The sequence below is a fragment of the Ligilactobacillus acidipiscis genome (assembly GCF_900116935.1).
In the GTDB taxonomy this organism is placed as follows: domain Bacteria; phylum Bacillota; class Bacilli; order Lactobacillales; family Lactobacillaceae; genus Ligilactobacillus; species Ligilactobacillus acidipiscis.
Genome location: NZ_LT630287.1, coordinates 643,754 through 660,775 on the forward strand (window position 1 = coordinate 643,754; position 17,022 = coordinate 660,775).

Sequence of the window (17,022 nt, forward strand, 5' to 3'; positions counted from 1 at the left end):
TCTCAGTGGTATCATCTGGTACCGACTCAGTAAAAAATGATACTAATCATCTTAATAGTCCTGAATCAGTAGCTGATGGGTTGTGAATGTTAATGTAAAGGTCAAGATTACTTCTGAATTATCGGCATGCAGGAGCTGTTAGTGCCTGTAAATCACCTTATGAGGCAGCGTGATGGTTGACGTAAAAGCCCCCGGATGACTAACAGTGATTTCGCTAGTCATCCGGGGGATTAAGGATAATTTAATTAGTAGCCATTATTCAGTTAATAATAGCTGGTCGGCATTGTTAATTTCGATGACCTTGCCAGGCTTTTGCGTAATTAGGCCTTGACGCTCGAATAAGGCGAGCTTACGGCTGATGCTTTCAGGGGTGGTGCCGAGGAACGTCGCCAGGTCCTTTTTCTTTAATGGTAGTTTAAACGTGTCGGTTTTGAGCGCTGCCGCTGTTTCAGTGATATAGTTCGCTAAACGGGCTTCGACGGATTCAGTGGCCGTGCTGGTTGTTTGACGTTCCAGTTGACTGAGACGTTTGCCAAAGACGTTTAAGACGTTGATGCTGATACTGGGATATTTTTGCATCAAGTCTTGAAAGTCTGAACGGCGAATACTGCAAACATCCGTCGGTACTAAGGCTTCACCGAATGAGGTCCGCCGTTGATTTTCAAATAAGGCAGCTTCGCCATCGATATCACCAGTTTGTAATAGGTATAGTAACTGCTCGCGACCATTGGCAGCTAGCTGATAGACTTTAACCTGCCCATTGGCAACAATCATCAGTGAATCCAGTGGATCGTCAGCACCAAATAAAGTGCTGCCGGCTGGATAGTGGTGGTGACGAACGATCGATTCGATGGTGTCTAATTGTTCACTACCGAGTTCGCTAAAAATTGGGACTAACTGCACACATTCATGTTCTGCCATAAGGCCCACCTCCTGAATAAATTCACCCTAACTATAACAGATTTTGCTTGGTAGATAGGGTTTGACGTTTTAAATTTCCTACTGTTTTAATAACTATATTGTAGCGTAAAACTTTTTTGAATTTCTTGACGGCCGTCAAGTTCTGATCAATCAAATCCGGTTATGATAGAACTATCAAATGAACGACACGGAGGTAATTGATTATGGAAATTATTATGCAATTAGGAACGTTGACTTGCCCATCATGCATGACCAAGATCGAAAAGGCCGTTGCTAACCATGACGGCGTTGAGAATGTTAAGGTGCTATTCAATGCCAGCAAGGTAAAGGCTAACTTTGATCCTGAAGTGACGAATGCCGATGATTTGGCACAAGTTGTTACCGGACTTGGTTACGAAGTTGAAAACGTCAAGGTTAAGTAGGAGGAATAAACGATGAGCGAACTAACGATCGACGAACAATACGCAGCGGAATTAAAACAGAGTGACATTGATCACCATGTTCCAACAGCGGGCGCAATGACGAATCACATTTTATCTAACTTAATGGTTGCTTACGTTAAGTTGACCCAAGTGAAGTGGTACGTTAAAGGACCACAATCATTGGCATTGCGGACAGCATATCAACGTTTGTTAGATCAGAATGTCCGTCAGTTTGCTGAATTAGGCGAATTACTCCTAGATGAAAACCAGAAGCCATCTTCCACAACGGCTGAATTAACCAAGTATTCCATGTTGGAAGAAAATGGGGCTTTCAAGTATCAATCTGCTGATGAACTCGTGGCCGCAACAATCAAGGATTTTGATACGGAAAACCTATTCGTTGACCGGGCTATCAAGCTTGCTGAAAAAGAAACCCGGCCGGCACTGGCGGCTTGGTTAGTTGCTTATCGTGGCAGTAACAATCGCAATATTCGGGAATTACAAGCTTATCTTGGTAACGATGCTCGAACTGGTTTGGAGGAAGAAGATGAGGATGACAACGATTAGGTCGTTGTCGCTGAAGAATTAAACGCTCTGGATAGCGATTGTGTGGGCAAACTATCCAGGGCGTTTTTGCTATTACAACGGGCCTGCGCTATACTAACGACAATTAAATTATATGGGAGGGCCCCGAGATGGCGATTAGCGATATTGTGATGTGGACATTTGTCTTTATTATTGCGACTGGGTTCTTAACGGTGGTTTCAACGGCGGTACTGTTGAAGCGAGCAAAACGAGCGCCCAAGGATGCCGAGCAGTCCCACAGTGATGACGACGATGACTGGAAAAAGGGCGATTGGAAAGATTGACTCGATAAGTTGCCTGACGGATACGGTGCTTAACTGAGTCAACTGGCACTAAAAAGACGGTATAACCAACTGAGATTGGCGACACCGTCTTTTTTGGCGTTATTTGGTTTTTAGCAGTAGATCCAAGGAGTGTTCAAGATTCTGAATATCAGCCGTGGTCATCGCATCTACACAATTATTAATATTACGGGCGATGACGAGTTTCATGGCCTTGTCGATACTTGATTTCACTGCTGAAAGTTGAACTAAGACATCTTCGCAAGGACGATTTTCGTCCATCATACGTAAAACGCCGTCCAGTTGACCAGCCGAGCGCTTCAGCCGGGTCTTGATCTGCTTGTTAGTGACATATTCTTCAGTAGTTGCCATGATTCATGATGCCCCCTTCGTAATTAGGCAAGTGCTTTTTTGAGTTCGGCTTCAAAATCAGGCTTAGGACGTGCTCCGACCATGTGACTGACGACTTGGCCATCTTTCTTAATCAGGAAGGTTGGAATTCCTTGAACTTGGAATTGACTGGCCGTAGCTTGGTCATGGTCAATGTTCAATGAAACGAAGTTGACCTGGTCCTTGTAAGCGGGGTCTTCAGAAAGGGACTTAAGAATTGGGTCCATCATGCGACATGGTGGGCACCAGTCCGCGCGAAAATCAATAACGGCGATACCAGTATCTGTTTCTTTGGCAAAATCTTGATCATGTATTTCTTTAATCATTTTAGATGACTCCTTTAGTAAGTATTTGTCACTAAATAATATACCCCCATAGGTATATACGAGCAAGTGTTCTGCTTCTGGCCGTGGAGGGATTTAAAAAGGACTGATGTATTGGGTGATTAGATAATAACGATTCGTTGTGGAAGCTAGCGGCTCCTGAGAATCCACTAGTTGTGATCGCGAGCATTAACGTTGAAGATCTCATGTTGACGCGAGCGTGTTATACTTGCGCTTCATAATTATACAACCCAGGGTATTTGGTAGAATTATGTTGAATTATTAGAAACCGCTTATTTAAGCAAAATAAAACGTTTACATAAATAGTTTTATCTGGTATCTTCAAATTATCATAGATGCTCGGTACCATACGAGGAGGATTTACAGATGACAGGTTCATGGGAAGCACGCTACGCCGCTGAATTTTTTGGCACGCTGATCCTAGTACTACTAGGTAATGGTGCTGTCGCTAACGCATTCCTGAAGAACACGACTGGCAACGATGATCCAGGACTCGCCAATGGAGGATGGCTCCTGGTTGCATCGGGATATGGACTGGGGGTCATGCTCCCAGCCATGATGTTTGGCTCGATTTCTGGTAACCATTTAAACCCCGCGATTACGATTGGGCAAGCCGTGATTGGAATCTTTCCCTGGGCGCACGTTGCGCCTTACTTAATCTGGATCTGGCAATTTCTAGGAGCAATCGCAGGCCAATGCTTGATTTTGGCACTGTACTGGCCCCATTATCGGCAAACGACTGATAATGAGGCGGTCTTAGGGACGTTTGCAACTAGTGATCATGCGAACAGTCAGTTAAACGGTTTTGTTACGGAAATGGTAGGAACCGCAGTCCTGATTTTTGGTGCCATGGGATTATATCGCGGAATGTTTTTTCATCAAAATATCGATATCGCCAATATTGGCGTTGGACTTTTGATTGCTGCCATGGTTATTTCGTTAGGCAGTCCAACCGGTCCGGCCCTAAATCCGGCCCGTGACTTGGGACCACGGCTAGTACACGCGTTATTACCAGTACCGAACAAGGGTAGTTCTCACTGGGAATATAGTTGGGTTCCCGTGGTTGCCCCAATTGTTGGTGCCGTTATTGGAATTTGGATTTATAAGATCTTTTTTGGTTTGTAATCGCAATTAATTAACCGAGCGTATTTATGAAATTATTATTGGTCTATCATTTTTGAGGGTCTAAACTTTTTAGTGTTGATGAGCGTTCATCAGCACTATTTTTGTACAAAAAAGGACATCATTTGTCCTCATATGCTACGATTAAAGCGATAAAACCAAATCAAAGCGAGGTATAAATGATGTCCCAAACTGATTCTATCCTAAATTTACTCAATATCCAAGACCCAAATATCAAAATTTCAGCTTGTACTGATTTTTCACAGGCCGGAGTTCACGAAAAACTGCTTTCAGCTACGCTGACTTACCCCGTCGAACGCTGTGTTAATTGTGGTTCCACGAATCTTGTTCAGAATGGGACCCGCCTGACCAAGATGAAACTGCCCAGCCTAGGTGAACAACCGCTCCGCATGAACCTGCGCAAACAGCGTTATCTGTGCCGAACTTGCCACCATACTTTTAGCGCGCAGACGCAGCTCGCTCCGCCTCGGCACTCGATCACCCGCCAAGCAGTCCACGAAATCGCGACTTTAGCTAAGAACTCACTGCCAGTCAAGACGATCAGCCAGGCCGTGGGGATCTCAGCTTCCTCGGTTCAACGGATCTTGTATAAGGATCAGCGGGCTTTAGTAACGCCAAAAGAGCTGCCGACAGCTCTCAGCTTTGACGAATTTCGTTCAACTAAGAACTGCTTTTCTTTTATCTGCATTGACGCAAAAACACATGATTTGGTCGCCTTATTGCCAGATCGTCTCTCGCAGACGATCCGCGAGTATTTCACCAATACTTATACACTTTCTGAGCGTCAAAAAGTTCAACTGGTGACCATGGATCTGAATGCACAGTATCAGACTTTCGTCCGTCGTCTTTTTCCTAACGCACTGATCGTCTTTGACCGTTTCCATATTGTTCAGTTAGCGGGTCGGGCACTTGACCATGAACGGCTGCGTGTTTTAAAAGGGATCAACGACCACCACGACCGCAACTATAAAGTTTTAAAAAGCAACTGGCGCTTATTCCACTTAGCTGAAAATCAACTTGAGACCTCCCAGGTTAAATATTATCGGGGATTAAATGAATACACGACTGCCCAAAATGTGGTCGATCTGGGACTCAAGAATTTTCCACAGTTCGCAGAAAACTATCAGACCTATCAAACGATCTTAACCTTTATTCGCAACCGCGATCGGGCTACTTTACGACAATTAGTTATGAACTACCGTCCCAATGGTACTGAAATGGATACCGTCATGAGGACCATTCAAAAGAACTACTTAGGGATCAGGAACGCTTGTCTCTATGACTACTCTAATGGGCCGTTAGAGGGGATCAATCGCAAGATCAAAGAACTTAAACGTAGCTGTTACGGATTCAGTAACTTAAGGCATTTCTTTATCCGCATCAAATTGATCCATGCCTAAGATAAAAAATTTAGGTCAACACTGTGGGAGGCAGGTGCGGGCCCATTTCGCTACGCTTCGGACCCGCACCTGCCTCCCAACCCAAACACTTTAATCTAGCTATGGCAGTAAAAAAAGAACCCTACCATAAAGATAGAGTTCTATGGACCATCAACACTATTTGACAAAGTCCCATTTTTGATTGCATTATGCTAAAACGGTCCGCCGACTAGCTGGGGAAGACTAGTCGGCGGACCGTTATTGGTTGCTAGGCCTGTAACCAAGTTGGGGAGACTTGATTAAGCTGTGGCTGCTTGAATGGTTTTAGTTGTTTGTTGTTTGTCGAACTTGGTTTGGAAATTGATTAACCGCATAGCGTTGAAGATAACGACTAAGATACTAGCTTCATGGACAAACATCCCACTGGCCATGTAGATATAACCGAAGATTAGCCCAATCAGTAGGAAGGCCACGGTGGCAATGGCGATGAAGATGTTTTCACGAGTGTTCGAGACAGTTTTCTTGGCGAGACCGTGGGCGTGTACTAATGCGGGGAAGCTTGATTGCATCAAGACGACATCGGATGTATCGATGGCAACGTCAGTCCCACTACCCATTGCGATTCCGATATCGGCGTTAGCGATTGAAGGACTGTCGTTGATGCCATCCCCAATAAAGGCGACCGTGTTACCGGCTGCTTTTAGTTTCTTAACGTATTCGACTTTTCCTTCTGGCAAGAGGTTGGCGTGAACTTCATCTAGGTTCAATTCGTTGGCAACGGCTTGAGCGGTGAGTTCATTGTCTCCAGTTAACATAACGAGTTTCTTGATTCCTTGGGCTTTTAATGCGGCGAGGGAGTCCTTCACGCCTGGACGAATCGTATCGGCAATCCCGAAGATGAGTTGAACTTGTCCGTCGACTGCCATGATAACGGTTGATTGACCACCAGCTTGTAAATCATTGAGATCTTTGAGTTGAGTAGGATTTAGTTTGATATTATGAGCCGTCAACATTTTTTGATTACCAATGACAACTTCTTGCTTACCGACTTGTGCACAGATTCCTTGCCCCTTAACGGTTCCAGTGTCATCTAGGACGGGAGCGACCCCCACTGACTGCTGGTCGGCATAACTGACGATTGCTTGGCCTAACGGATGGTCGGAAACGCCCTCAATAGCGGCAGCGAGAGCTAGTTGATTATCCGCACTGTTTGTGTAAGTGTGCATGGTTGTAACGGCAGTGTTACCTTCCGTTAAAGTACCGGTCTTATCGAAGACCAGGGTATCGACTTTGGCAAAAGTATCGACGACTTCACCACCCTTGATCAGGATACCACGCTTGGCACCATTCCCGATTCCGGCAACGTTTGACACTGGGGCGCCGATAACTAAGGCACCTGGGCAACCGAGAACCAGTACCGTGATTGCTAAGCGGAAGTCACGGGAGAAGGCGAAGACTAAGACTGCTAAAACGAGGACAGCAGGCGTATAATATTGAGCAAAGCGGTCGATGAACTTTTCAGCTTTGGACTTGGTATCTTGAGCTTCTTCGACCAATTCAATAATTTTGGCAAAAGTCGTGTCGTCGCCAACCTGAGTCGCTTTGATCTTCAGATAGCCATTTTCAACCATTGTTCCGGAGTAAACCGAGTCCTTGAGTTGCTTGTTGATTTGGCGTGCTTCACCCGTAATTGAGGCTTCGTTAAGGTAGCCGTTACCTTCAACAACAATCCCGTCAACGGGAACCTGACTCCCAGTTTTAACTAGGACAACGTCACCTTCGTCCACATCATCAACGTCGACTTCTTCGGTGCCATCATCAGTAACTAAGGTTGCGGTAGTTGGTGACATGTCAGTCAAGCCTTTGATTGCGGTCCGCGTCTTCTGCAAGGTCTTGCTTTCGAGATAGGAGCCAAACAAGAAGAGGAAAGTAACGATTGCGGATTCGTTGAATTCACCAATAATGAATGCCCCAATCACTGCGATACTAACTAACAGTTCAATACTGAAAACTTTGTTCCGAAGTGCGCTCCAAGCACGAACCGCAATCGGAATGACGGCAATAATTGAAGCAACTGCTAAAATGACTTGGTAACCGAGCGTAAATTGTAAGAGATATTTACTGAGCATCCCAAGGACAATCAGAATCCCCGTAACTAATGTAATTTGATTCGTATGTTTAGTGAGAAATAATTGGAATTTCATAATTTGCAACTCCTTATTTGATTTGATGACCCTAGTATAGTGAGTTCAGCTTGATGGCAACTTGATAGGTGTCAAGTTTTGCAAAATAACATTATTAATTTCGGATGGGCTGATTATTGCTGACAGTGATTATGATTAAAACGTGCTATTTTTTAAATCCAAAAGCAGCCAGCTTAGGCCCGCTGGAAAAAGTCCGAGTTAGCGTAAAATTGCTTAGTTGGCGCGTCCTACACCGACTTCCAGGCATTTCTGCCAATTGCTGGAACGCGGTGGACACAGATTTAAGCCGAAGACCACGTCTTAAATACTGGTCTTCCACTAACCAAGCCAAGGACGCTTGCTAAGTGGAATTTCACCGCTGAGGATTGGCCGAAACGCCTTCCAGTCGGGACAGTGTTCGAATGGCGGACGAAGATGTACCTAACTTTTGATGGCTTTGTCGTTGCTTTTCATAACCGGTAATTTTGTCAATCGACTGTCAGACTGAAATTGAGATTGAGATAACTCACTGATTCTGAATCAGCGTAGTAAGATTTAATCTCCCGACAAAGTGCTAATGCACCTAACACTTTGTTTAAAGTTCCAGTATCAAAATAGTTAACGATAAATTGCGCTAAGTTCGGTGGTTGTTTATCAGCCATTCGAGCGGCTTACCGAAACGTGCTCGGTGCCACTGAAGCCTGCGTTAGCTCAAATCGACGTCGGCTTACGTTCCAGCAATTGGCACCCAGCCCAGGAAGTCGGCATAGGACGCACATCGGCTGACGAACAGTAAGCCAACTAAATAACACGTTTTAACCATGTTTCATGACAAGTTAACGGAAGAATAAATAGGATTATCGGCAACTGCAGATATATTCTGATAATATAGCACATTATTTGATACAACAGAAACTACCTATTGGTTCTCCTGTTATTGTTTACGGAGGGCAAACTTTCTCTATGTTGGCATGTTTTCTAGGGTGGTCAAGGCTGGCCACCCGTATATTCCAGTTGATGACCAATCTTCTCCTCAAAGGCTGGTAGATATCAGTCAACGATCTGGAGCTGAGTTTTGTTTAGCTCTCGCAAACCTCCCAGTTGATTTAGAGGATATTAACTTGGTAAAAGATGAAAAAATTAAAAAAATTTTTGCTGCTGCACATCAAAATGCAGATAAAAGAATATTTACACAAGAAACTGATATCTTTTACCCGAATTATTTTCCTGAATTATTCATACTTTTCGTTGCAGTTAAAACTTTGTGCAAAGTTACTTTAGTGTGTAAAAAAAGCAGCTTTTTGTTAGTTTTGTTGTCGGACTGTTTAAAAAAGGACAGACTTCACCCTTTCCCTAAGAAAAACATTTTTTATTTTGTGAGTTCACAGCGGATATATTTTTAGATTTTGAATCTTGAACAGTGTCTGCCAAAATAATTTATCGAACACATTGGTCTGAGATAAATGGACCCAGACTTGACGCGCATGGTGCGTGACCTTAGCTGCCACATGGAGTAATTTAAAACGGATCGTCCCGACCTGAGCGTGTTTAAGCTTTGTTGGTAAAACTAAGTTCTTCATGGCTTGCAGTATATTATAAGCGACCCCAGCTACCAGCATCCGGAACTCATTGGCCTCAAAACTAGAACTGTCCGTTTTATCAAAGTGAAAGCCACGTTTAACTTCTTTGATCAAGTCTTCCATGGAACCGCGTTGGTGATAGAGGGCAAAGACTTGTGGACCGCTTAATTCTTCCAAGTTGGTCACGATAAACTCATGGTCAAACAGAAAGTTGCCCGCCGGCCGCGTTGATTTAATAATCACACGATAAGGTCGTGACCAACTTTGAGGACAATAGTCTCGCAGGACATGCCATTGGACTTCAGCTTCGGTGAAGTCCTGGTCACCCACTTGGATCAGGTTTTCAGCCCGACTTTGGAGCTGGTAGTTCGCTTTTAAACGAATCACGAACTTAGCCTGCTTTTTATCACACGCATGGTAGATCCCTGGAGCTGCGAAACCAGAATCTCCTCGCACTAAGACATCCAGGGAAGATCCGTCATAGGCCCGTAAGCTCCGTAATAAAAATTTAGTCGCACCTTGGGAAGTATAGCGATTGCCGGGGCGTAATTGAGCATTCAACAAGCAGCCCGATAAAGCATCAAAGGCTAGTAAAGGATGATAACCGTTGGTCTGGTAGTGACCGTTATAAGCACTCTTTTCTTGGTCACCAAACGTATCGGCATGTGTCGAATCTAGATCAAGGATCAGCTGATGTTGATTTAGCTGCCCAAGAACAAAGTGAGCTACCGAGCCGAGCAATGATTTGACTGAAAAGAGCCCAGACGCTGAAATGTGATTGATAAAGCGTGAAAGTGTCGGCTGGGAAGCGACCGCTTGAGACAAGACCAGCTTAAAATCAACGGCGTGTGACAAGGTATTAGCCGACTGATCTTGGCAGTATCCTGCCAGCAATTGCAACAGCAACTGCTTAAATAAATTGTTCAAGGGAAAGGTACAATATTTACGGTCATCTTTAAAATGCAAGTTATCTTCTAAGAGCTGGTCAAAGTGAATTTGGTGCAGAAATTCAGCAATTAATAAAGTTCCGGCATCGTTCGCTAACTCACCACCGTCATTAGAAATGTTGATCTGGTTATTGAATAAAAGTTTTTCATGATGTAAAGTTGACATAAGGAGCACTCCTGTTCTTTGTGGTTTTCATCGACTTTACAATAGCACAGGATGTGCTCTTTTTGTACACCCAACAGGTGAAAAACGAAAAAGATGCGAACTAGCATGACAACAACAAAAAGTAGTCCTTAAGGGAAAAGTATGAATAATTCAGGATTTTATTCATTAATTAAGTAAAAAGAATAAATGAAAAAAATCTTTGCTAATTCTAAAGCTTACTTTCGATAGACAATTAGAAAAGAAAGCTTGACATTAAAACTCCGGCAAATGTTTCCACTGCAAAAAACAAGGGTATTTTAACTTTATTTTTCTTACCCTGACGTTTGCTGCGAAGTAAAGAAGTTAATTCATCTTTTCCTTTTTTGGTTAATTGCAACTGCGAAACTTAATAATTTCCAGTACGTTGACTAAAGTTGAGGGTGTAATTAATCATTTTTTGTTTGAAAATCGGTTGTTTGAGCAATTGATTTTCTTCTATCTCAGCTGGATCGATCTGTCCGGTTGAGATTTTTTTAAGAAGTACCATTTTCTCCTGATTAAATTTCATTTGATCACCTAAAGAACCTTCCTAGAAAGGTTAAGTTTTTGCTGACTTTTCAAAAATCATTGTGAATCAGCATTTTTAAATTTTGCAAGATCATTCGACATAGCTCTGTTACGAAACAGCCGGTAAAAACTGCTTTTAAAATTAGCACAAGGCGTAGATATGTTCTGAAGATAGTTTTGCCTTGAGTCAGAAAAATTTCCTTTTCGTTAAAAAGTAATAACACTTGCGCCGAGTGATCAAAACAAATCTTCGAGGTAGTCATTGGCGTTTTTTAGTTTGTTGTTTACCTGGTAAATTGATTTCAATTCTTTTTTGTATTCATCAGTAGTTTTGTTGACGGAGTTCAAATATTCTTTAACGCGTTCATTGATGATCTTTTCTTTGCTTTTTCTGTAAGTTCGATATATACTTTGCGTTTGTCTTCGGGTGAATAATTGCGGGTGATCCACTCATTTTTTCCCATTCTTTTAAAAAGAGGGGATGTTGTCCCATAACCGAGTTGTAAATGTGACGTGATCTCACTCATTTTAACGGGCTTTTGTTCTTGCCATAAAATCAATAAAGTAACATACTGTGTGAAGGTTAATTTGAATTCTTTTAAAATTTTTGAGAAGAATTTGGCCAAACTTCTTTCTGTAAAATAAATAGCAAAACAAAACTCACTTTCGACTGATGATAATTCATAATCCTTTTTTCCATTCAAAAATCTCCCAAATCTTGAATATTTTTTAAGTAAAGGTAGAACGTTTACAAAAACTGCTAATAAATTTAAATTGTCTTGTCTATTAGTACTTTATTTTTTCATTCCTTCCTTAATATCTGCTAGCAATTATTGTAATAAAGAAGTTTCTCCTCCACGTTCAGGCATCCTTGACCAGAGCTATTTGTCGGTATGGAGGTATAAACGTCATGAATCTTAACATAAAAAATTATATATATAAAATTGTGCAAAATAATAGGTATAGACCAACATGTATACATTAAGACAGATATTGTCCAGCTTTTTAGAAGCATAATGTTCTATGAACTATACCAATGTAATAAAAGTATGATCAATATTTTAATAATTTAAATCAGCAGATAAACAGTAAACAAATAATCAAACAAGAATTGAAAAGAATCACGAAGAGAAACAGAGGTATCAACTTTGATAGGATCCTGCACGAAATTAAGCAGAAAATACAGGGCGGGATCCAATATTATTCCATTGGGAAGATGAAAAAATTTCTCGAGCAAAACGAATGGTTGCTCTCGCGCATTCGCCAGTATACCTGGAAACAGTGGAAGAATATCAGGACTCATTATAAAGCATTGATTAAATTAGGCATGACACCCAAGCAAACTGGGACATATGTTAATTTTCGTAAAGAATATTGGCGTAATGTACATAGTAAAACACTGTGTATGACTGTAACCATAAAAGACTGACACAACGTGGATCGCTAAACATGTCCAAGTTGTATCAGTTAATTCAATTAAGTTGTTGAACCGTCATATACGGTGGTGTGGGAGATCGATAGTGCGAACTATCTCCTACCCGATTCTTATTTTATAATGGGCAAGATCAGGTTTAATAAAAACGCTAACATTAATGTGGCTTTAAGTACACCATATTCAAATGTTTGAACTATAATCTAGGATGAGAGATTGGATTGAATTTCATTATCAGTAAATGCGACAAACGATCTTAATTTCACCATTTATCAGTTTTTGAATTTGAATGGAGGCGTGCTAAGATGCGGAAGGTTAAAAGCACTGAAATTGAAAATGTAGCTAAATTATCGCAGGATAAAGTATACCAAGAACTGGGGACCAATAGTGCTGGTCTGAATGAAAGCGAAGTTGCTCAAAGGCAGAAACAATATGGGAAAAATGTTTTGGCAAAAAAGAAGGACACTCCCTTAATACTGATTTTTTTGCAAAACTTTACCAGTTTAATGGCACTCTTATTGTGGGTTGCTGGTGGGATCTCCTTTATCGCGCAACTTACAGAATTAGGAATCGCCATTTGGGCGGTCAATGTGATCAATGGACTTTTTAGTTTTTGGCAGGAATATCAGGCTGGCAAAGCAACTGCAGCTTTAAATGACATGCTGGCCGAATCGAGTCAGGTTATTCGCAATAAAACTACCCAAAGGGTACCCGCTGCCCAATTAGTACCAGGCGATATTGTTGAACTGGCTGAAGGAGACAGCGTGCCGGCTGACATTCGGTTGTTAGCCGCTCATGATTTGCGTTTGAATCAATCAACATTGACTGGCGAAGTCGATCTGGTCAGCAAAAATGCACAGCCAGACACCCAAAAGGACAGCTCGCATGCAGCAATTACCAACTTTGTTTATTCCGGGACTTCAGTGATGAAGGGTAACGCGACTGGGGTGGTCGTCAAGATAGGCATGCAAACTGATTTTGGACGGATCGCGTCTTTGACGCAAAACGTTAAAGATGAATTAAGTCCGTTGCAAAAAGAATTGAATACGCTGACCAAACAGATTTCTTTATTGGCGATATTTGTCGGGTTACTTTTCTTTGTCGCAGCAGTCTTTTTCGTCAAATATCCACTGGTCAAATCATTTATTTTTGCGCTGGGGATGATCGTAGCTTTTATTCCAGAAGGACTTTTGCCGACTGTGACGTTATCTTTAGCAGGAGCAGTATCTAGGATGGCACGAAAAAATGCCTTAGTTAAAAAGTTATCCAGTGTTGAAACTCTAGGTTCAGCATCAGTAATTTGTTCAGATAAGACAGGAACTTTAACACAAAATCAAATGACAGTTGTTCACCTGTGGACTCTTTTAAATTCATATCATGTGAGTGGGCAAGGATATGCTCCTCATGGAGGGATCTATGATGGGCCAAAGAAAATAACTGCTACGAAAGATCAAGAATTAAAAGAACTCTTAGCTGGTGGTTTGTTAGCTGATAACGCTCAGATCCAACCGCCAGACAAAAAACATCACGACTACGTTTGTATCGGCGATCCAACTGAAGGATGTTTAGAAGTTGTTGCCAAAAGGGAGGGCTTGATCCACAAGAAGAACGCAAGTCAGAACCGCGCCAAAGGGAATTTGCGTTTGATTCTCAACGTAAAATGATGACGGTCGTGATTGCTAAAAATAATGAGCATTTTTTCGACAGCTTTACGAAGGGTGCCCCAGACAGCGTCTTGCAAAAATGTACGACTTATTTCAACAATGGAGTAACAGAGTTATTGACCAAACAAAAAATCAATGAGATCCAAGAAGCCAATGACGGTTATGCTAAGCAGGGGCTGCGTGTTTTAGCTGTGGCGGGCAAAGTTTTAGATCCGCAAGCAGTCAAAGATCCTGAAAGCCTCGATCAGCAAGAAGTTGAAAGCAAATTGACTTTTCTAGGCTTAACTGCGATGTATGATCTGCCACGTAAACAAGCGTTGACTGCTGCCAAAGAATGTCGCCGTGCTCACATCAAGGTGATTATGATTACTGGTGATAATGGTTTGACTGCTCAGACGATCGCACGAAAAATTGGGATCGTTGATAGTAATAATCCAGTCAAAGTAGTCACGGGTCAGGAACTCGACCAGATGGATGACGATAGTTTACGGCAAGATTTAAAACAAGAAATTGTTTTTGCACGAATGGCTCCAGAACAAAAATATCGGGTCGTTTCCTTGTTACAAGAAGAAGGACACATTGTTGCGGTGACAGGCGATGGTGTCAATGACGCTCCTGCTTTGAAAAAAGCAGACATCAGAGTCGCTATGGGTAAGACGGGGACTGAAGTTGCTAAAGAAGCGGCCGACATGGTTTTGAGTGATGATAACTTTGCCTCGATCGTAGCTGCGGTTAAAGAAGGACGCGGAGTTTACAGCAATATTCGGAAGTTTTTATTGTATATCTTAAATTCCAACTTGCCGGAAGCAATCCCTTCAGCACTTTTCCTGTTCAGCGGCGGCAAAATTCCTCTTGCATTAACGGTTATGGAAATTTTAGCGATCGACCTAGGAACCGACATGGTCCCAGCGCTTGGCTTAGGCCGGCAGGCAGCAGAAAAAGAAGTCATGGACCGGCCACCGCGTGCGCCACAGGAGCACTTGATCAATAAGAAGGTTTTGTTAAAGGCGTTCATATGGTATGGCGCATCGGCTTCATTGCTGGCAATTTGCGGTTATTTCTTGAATAATGCGTTAAACGGGCATTATTATCCGGCACTCGCTTCATCTGGTTTTGACTATCGGCAAGCAACAACGGTCACCTTAGGAGCCGTGATCTTCTGCCAAATGGCGACTGTATTGAACTGTCGCTTTGAAACTGAGACTTTATTTACTCACAAGAACTTCTTTTCTAATTCCTTAGTTTATACGGGTATCGTTTTGGAAGGAATATTGTTGCTGTGTATGTGTTACGTTCCGTTTTTACAAGACATTTTCGATACAGCGCCGTTGAATCTAGCTTCATGGCTCTTCCTATTTTGTTTACCAGTGCCCTTAGTATTGCTGGATGAAGGCAGAAAATATTTACTGCGTAAGAATCAAGTCACAAGCTAAATTTTGCCAGGTGTATGTTTACCCAGTTGAGGGAAGCAACATACATCTGGCAACTTTTGACCTATAACGGATAAATGAATGCTTGTTTTCGACGGCATATTGGTAAGTTCTTAGTTAGGAAGAAATTAGTTATGCTATACTTTTAATAAAAATAAGTATGGTTATTTTTAAGAAGGATCCTAGTCTATGAAAAATATATTTAATGCAGTAAAAAACTCTATTTCACGACGGATGGGTTTGATCAAGGGCGTCTTCATCTTTTCCGTACTGTTATTTGTGATCCATGAAGTTGGCAGGATCGCAAAAGACGTGAGTGTGTCTAAAATCAGTCAGGGACTATCATCGCAAAGTTCGTGGCAGGTGTTATTAATGCTGCTCTTGGGCTTTGCGGCTGTGACCCCTATGTTAAACTACGATTTCATGGTCACAAAGTTTTTGCCCGATAAATATCCAGTTTTGTATGTTTTAAAAACAAGTTGGATCACGAATACCTTTACGAATATTGGTGGTTTTGGCGGCGTTTTGGGTGCCAGCTTGCGTGCACTTTTTTATAACGTCGTTTGTAAAATTAAGTTAGAAATAAAAAAGCCATTTGTGGTAGACTTTTGAATATCCCTAATCAAAAGAGAGGTAACCACAAATGACTTATAAACATCTTACCACACGTGAATTAACCTTTATATATAATTTTTGGAAACAAGATATTAAAGCCTATCATGCCGCTAAAGCTCTTAAACGTTCCAGCGAAACCGTTTATCGTGTTTACCGGTTTCTAGATGCTGGTAATTCAATTAGTCAATTTCAAGAAAATTATCGAGTTAATAAAACTCATTGCGGTCGAAAAGCAATTGAATTACCAGAAGATGAAACCAAATACATTAAGCAGAAACTCGCATTAGGTTGGACCCCTGATACGATTATTGGTCGAGCTGAGATACAGATCAGTTGTAGTATGAGAACCTTATACCGACTTTTTCAAAGAGGTGTTTTCAATGTGAAATTGTTGCCAATGAAAGGTAAAAGGCATCCAAATGGTTACGTTGAACGGCGTGGTAAAGCTGGCCGACTCGGCAGAAGTATTTATCAACGCTATCAGGATTATCCTCATTTTCAACATGAATTTGGTCATTTAGAAGCAGACACCGTCCAAGGCAAAGCACATCAAGGTGCAGTTATGACCTTAGTTGAGCGTCTCTCCAAAGTTGAAATCATTTTAAACATCCAACAAAAATCGGCTGAATGCGTTAATAAACATCTTAATCAATGGTTGTCCCAACAGCCAAAACACCTTTTCAAGTCAATTACTTTTGATAATGGTAAAGAATTCACTGGTTGGAAAGAAATCGCAAATAAGCATGATATTAGTACTTATTTTGCCGAAGTTGGGGCTCCTAACCAGCGTGGCTTAAACGAAAATAATAATGGACTAATTAGACGAGATGGTCTCAACAAGAGCATGGATTTTCGCAATTTACCAAATGCTTTAGTTCAACAAGTCAGTATCCGGCGTAATCATATTCCAAGAAAATCATTAAATTATAAAACACCAATTGAGGTATTCATGGAAAACATCACAGATAAACAGCTATGTTATTTCTAACTTAAT

General features: G+C 41.8%; 17 protein-coding genes and 1 pseudogene. 10 read left to right on the forward strand and 8 right to left on the reverse strand.

Going from position 1 to position 17,022, the window contains the following annotated elements; all coding sequences use genetic code 11:
• Window positions 1-255 precede the first annotated feature (255 nt).
• Window positions 256-921: a Crp/Fnr family transcriptional regulator gene (locus tag BQ5903_RS02870; RefSeq protein ID WP_079578764.1), complete on the reverse strand. Its 666-nt coding sequence runs from the start codon at window positions 919-921 to the stop codon at window positions 256-258.
• A gap of 203 nt (window positions 922-1,124) precedes the next feature.
• On the opposite strand from BQ5903_RS02870, the gene BQ5903_RS02875 reads away from it, so the two are divergent.
• The 3 genes from BQ5903_RS02875 (at window position 1,125) to BQ5903_RS02885 (ending at window position 2,212) form a co-directional block, all read left to right on the forward strand.
• The gene (locus BQ5903_RS02875) at window positions 1,125-1,343 is read left to right on the forward strand and encodes a heavy-metal-associated domain-containing protein (protein WP_407936221.1); all 219 of its coding nucleotides are present in this window, start codon (window positions 1,125-1,127) and stop codon (window positions 1,341-1,343) included.
• A 12-nt stretch (window positions 1,344-1,355) separates the two neighbouring features.
• The gene (locus BQ5903_RS02880) at window positions 1,356-1,910 is read left to right on the forward strand and encodes a Dps family protein (protein WP_010497316.1); all 555 of its coding nucleotides are present in this window, start codon (window positions 1,356-1,358) and stop codon (window positions 1,908-1,910) included.
• A 128-nt stretch (window positions 1,911-2,038) separates the two neighbouring features.
• Window positions 2,039-2,212, forward strand: coding sequence for a hypothetical protein (locus BQ5903_RS02885; protein WP_010497317.1), 174 nt, complete (start codon window positions 2,039-2,041; stop codon window positions 2,210-2,212).
• Between the two features lie 99 nt (window positions 2,213-2,311).
• Here BQ5903_RS02885 and BQ5903_RS02890 read toward each other — a convergent pair whose 3' ends face one another.
• On the reverse strand, window positions 2,312-2,581 hold the full coding sequence (locus BQ5903_RS02890) for a metal-sensitive transcriptional regulator (RefSeq protein ID WP_079578768.1): 270 nt from the start codon (window positions 2,579-2,581) through the stop codon (window positions 2,312-2,314).
• A 23-nt stretch (window positions 2,582-2,604) separates the two neighbouring features.
• On the reverse strand, window positions 2,605-2,925 hold the full coding sequence (locus tag BQ5903_RS02895) for a thioredoxin family protein (RefSeq protein ID WP_003643543.1): 321 nt from the start codon (window positions 2,923-2,925) through the stop codon (window positions 2,605-2,607).
• Window positions 2,926-3,309: 384 nt separating this feature from the next.
• Between BQ5903_RS02895 and BQ5903_RS02900 the strand changes: the two genes are divergently transcribed.
• Window positions 3,310-4,068 (forward strand): MIP/aquaporin family protein, encoded by a 759-nt coding sequence (locus BQ5903_RS02900; RefSeq protein WP_079578770.1) that lies wholly within the window; start codon window positions 3,310-3,312, stop codon window positions 4,066-4,068.
• A 176-nt stretch (window positions 4,069-4,244) separates the two neighbouring features.
• On the forward strand, window positions 4,245-5,486 hold the full coding sequence (locus BQ5903_RS02905) for an ISL3 family transposase (RefSeq protein WP_079578772.1): 1,242 nt from the start codon (window positions 4,245-4,247) through the stop codon (window positions 5,484-5,486).
• A 278-nt stretch (window positions 5,487-5,764) separates the two neighbouring features.
• Here the strand turns inward: BQ5903_RS02905 and BQ5903_RS02910 are convergent, their stop codons facing one another.
• Both BQ5903_RS02910 and BQ5903_RS12190 read right to left on the reverse strand, forming a co-directional pair.
• Window positions 5,765-7,669 (reverse strand): heavy metal translocating P-type ATPase, encoded by a 1,905-nt coding sequence (locus BQ5903_RS02910; RefSeq protein ID WP_079578774.1) that lies wholly within the window; start codon window positions 7,667-7,669, stop codon window positions 5,765-5,767.
• 467 nt (window positions 7,670-8,136) lie between these two features.
• Window positions 8,137-8,310, reverse strand: coding sequence for a hypothetical protein (locus BQ5903_RS12190; RefSeq protein ID WP_010497337.1), 174 nt, complete (start codon window positions 8,308-8,310; stop codon window positions 8,137-8,139).
• 321 nt (window positions 8,311-8,631) lie between these two features.
• Here BQ5903_RS12190 and BQ5903_RS02915 point away from each other — a divergent pair, with 321 nt between their 5' ends.
• Window positions 8,632-9,051, forward strand: a complete 420-nt coding sequence (locus BQ5903_RS02915; protein ID WP_079578778.1) for a hypothetical protein — start codon at window positions 8,632-8,634, stop codon at window positions 9,049-9,051.
• On the opposite strand, the gene BQ5903_RS02920 is transcribed toward BQ5903_RS02915, so the two are convergent.
• From BQ5903_RS02920 to BQ5903_RS02925, 3 genes are all read right to left on the reverse strand, one after another.
• The gene (locus tag BQ5903_RS02920; protein ID WP_079578780.1) at window positions 9,031-10,341 is read right to left on the reverse strand and encodes an IS1380 family transposase; all 1,311 of its coding nucleotides are present in this window, start codon (window positions 10,339-10,341) and stop codon (window positions 9,031-9,033) included. The genes BQ5903_RS02915 and BQ5903_RS02920 overlap by 21 nt on opposite strands.
• 385 nt (window positions 10,342-10,726) lie before the next feature.
• Window positions 10,727-10,888 carry a hypothetical protein gene (locus BQ5903_RS12195; protein ID WP_156643409.1) on the reverse strand — a complete coding sequence of 54 codons (162 nt, stop codon included), beginning with the start codon at window positions 10,886-10,888 and terminating at the stop codon, window positions 10,727-10,729.
• Window positions 10,889-11,231: 343 nt separating this feature from the next.
• Entirely contained in the window at window positions 11,232-11,591 is a 360-nt protein-coding gene (locus BQ5903_RS02925) for a MarR family winged helix-turn-helix transcriptional regulator (protein ID WP_079578782.1), read from the reverse strand.
• Window positions 11,592-11,998: 407 nt separating this feature from the next.
• Here BQ5903_RS02925 and BQ5903_RS02930 point away from each other — a divergent pair, with 407 nt between their 5' ends.
• From BQ5903_RS02930 to BQ5903_RS02945, 4 genes and pseudogenes are all read left to right on the forward strand, one after another.
• On the forward strand, window positions 11,999-12,316 hold the full coding sequence (locus BQ5903_RS02930) for a group II intron maturase-specific domain-containing protein (RefSeq protein WP_056972533.1): 318 nt from the start codon (window positions 11,999-12,001) through the stop codon (window positions 12,314-12,316).
• 308 nt (window positions 12,317-12,624) lie between these two features.
• Window positions 12,625-15,416: pseudogene (locus BQ5903_RS02935) on the forward strand (cation-translocating P-type ATPase).
• A 186-nt stretch (window positions 15,417-15,602) separates the two neighbouring features.
• Window positions 15,603-16,025, forward strand: coding sequence for a hypothetical protein (locus BQ5903_RS02940; protein WP_056988129.1), 423 nt, complete (start codon window positions 15,603-15,605; stop codon window positions 16,023-16,025).
• A gap of 31 nt (window positions 16,026-16,056) precedes the next feature.
• On the forward strand, window positions 16,057-17,016 hold the full coding sequence (locus BQ5903_RS02945) for an IS30 family transposase (protein WP_079578786.1): 960 nt from the start codon (window positions 16,057-16,059) through the stop codon (window positions 17,014-17,016).
• Window positions 17,017-17,022: the final 6 nt, after the last annotated feature.

Excerpts from the sequence above, each read along its gene's own strand:
- BQ5903_RS02870 (WP_079578764.1), bottom strand. The coding sequence starts at position 921 with ATGGCAGAACATGAATGTGTGCAGTTAGTCCCAATTTTTAGCGAACTC.
- BQ5903_RS02875 (WP_407936221.1), top strand. The coding sequence starts at position 1,125 with ATGGAAATTATTATGCAATTAGGAACGTTGACTTGCCCATCATGCATG.
- BQ5903_RS02880 (WP_010497316.1), top strand. The coding sequence starts at position 1,356 with ATGAGCGAACTAACGATCGACGAACAATACGCAGCGGAATTAAAACAG.
- BQ5903_RS02885 (WP_010497317.1), top strand. The coding sequence starts at position 2,039 with ATGGCGATTAGCGATATTGTGATGTGGACATTTGTCTTTATTATTGCG.
- BQ5903_RS02890 (WP_079578768.1), bottom strand. The coding sequence starts at position 2,581 with ATGGCAACTACTGAAGAATATGTCACTAACAAGCAGATCAAGACCCGG.
- BQ5903_RS02895 (WP_003643543.1), bottom strand. The coding sequence starts at position 2,925 with ATGATTAAAGAAATACATGATCAAGATTTTGCCAAAGAAACAGATACT.
- BQ5903_RS02900 (WP_079578770.1), top strand. The coding sequence starts at position 3,310 with ATGACAGGTTCATGGGAAGCACGCTACGCCGCTGAATTTTTTGGCACG.
- BQ5903_RS02905 (WP_079578772.1), top strand. The coding sequence starts at position 4,245 with ATGATGTCCCAAACTGATTCTATCCTAAATTTACTCAATATCCAAGAC.
- BQ5903_RS02910 (WP_079578774.1), bottom strand. The coding sequence starts at position 7,669 with ATGAAATTCCAATTATTTCTCACTAAACATACGAATCAAATTACATTA.
- BQ5903_RS12190 (WP_010497337.1), bottom strand. The coding sequence starts at position 8,310 with ATGGCTGATAAACAACCACCGAACTTAGCGCAATTTATCGTTAACTAT.
- BQ5903_RS02920 (WP_079578780.1), bottom strand. The coding sequence starts at position 10,341 with ATGTCAACTTTACATCATGAAAAACTTTTATTCAATAACCAGATCAAC.
- BQ5903_RS12195 (WP_156643409.1), bottom strand. The coding sequence starts at position 10,888 with ATGAAATTTAATCAGGAGAAAATGGTACTTCTTAAAAAAATCTCAACC.
- BQ5903_RS02940 (WP_056988129.1), top strand. The coding sequence starts at position 15,603 with ATGAAAAATATATTTAATGCAGTAAAAAACTCTATTTCACGACGGATG.
- BQ5903_RS02945 (WP_079578786.1), top strand. The coding sequence starts at position 16,057 with ATGACTTATAAACATCTTACCACACGTGAATTAACCTTTATATATAAT.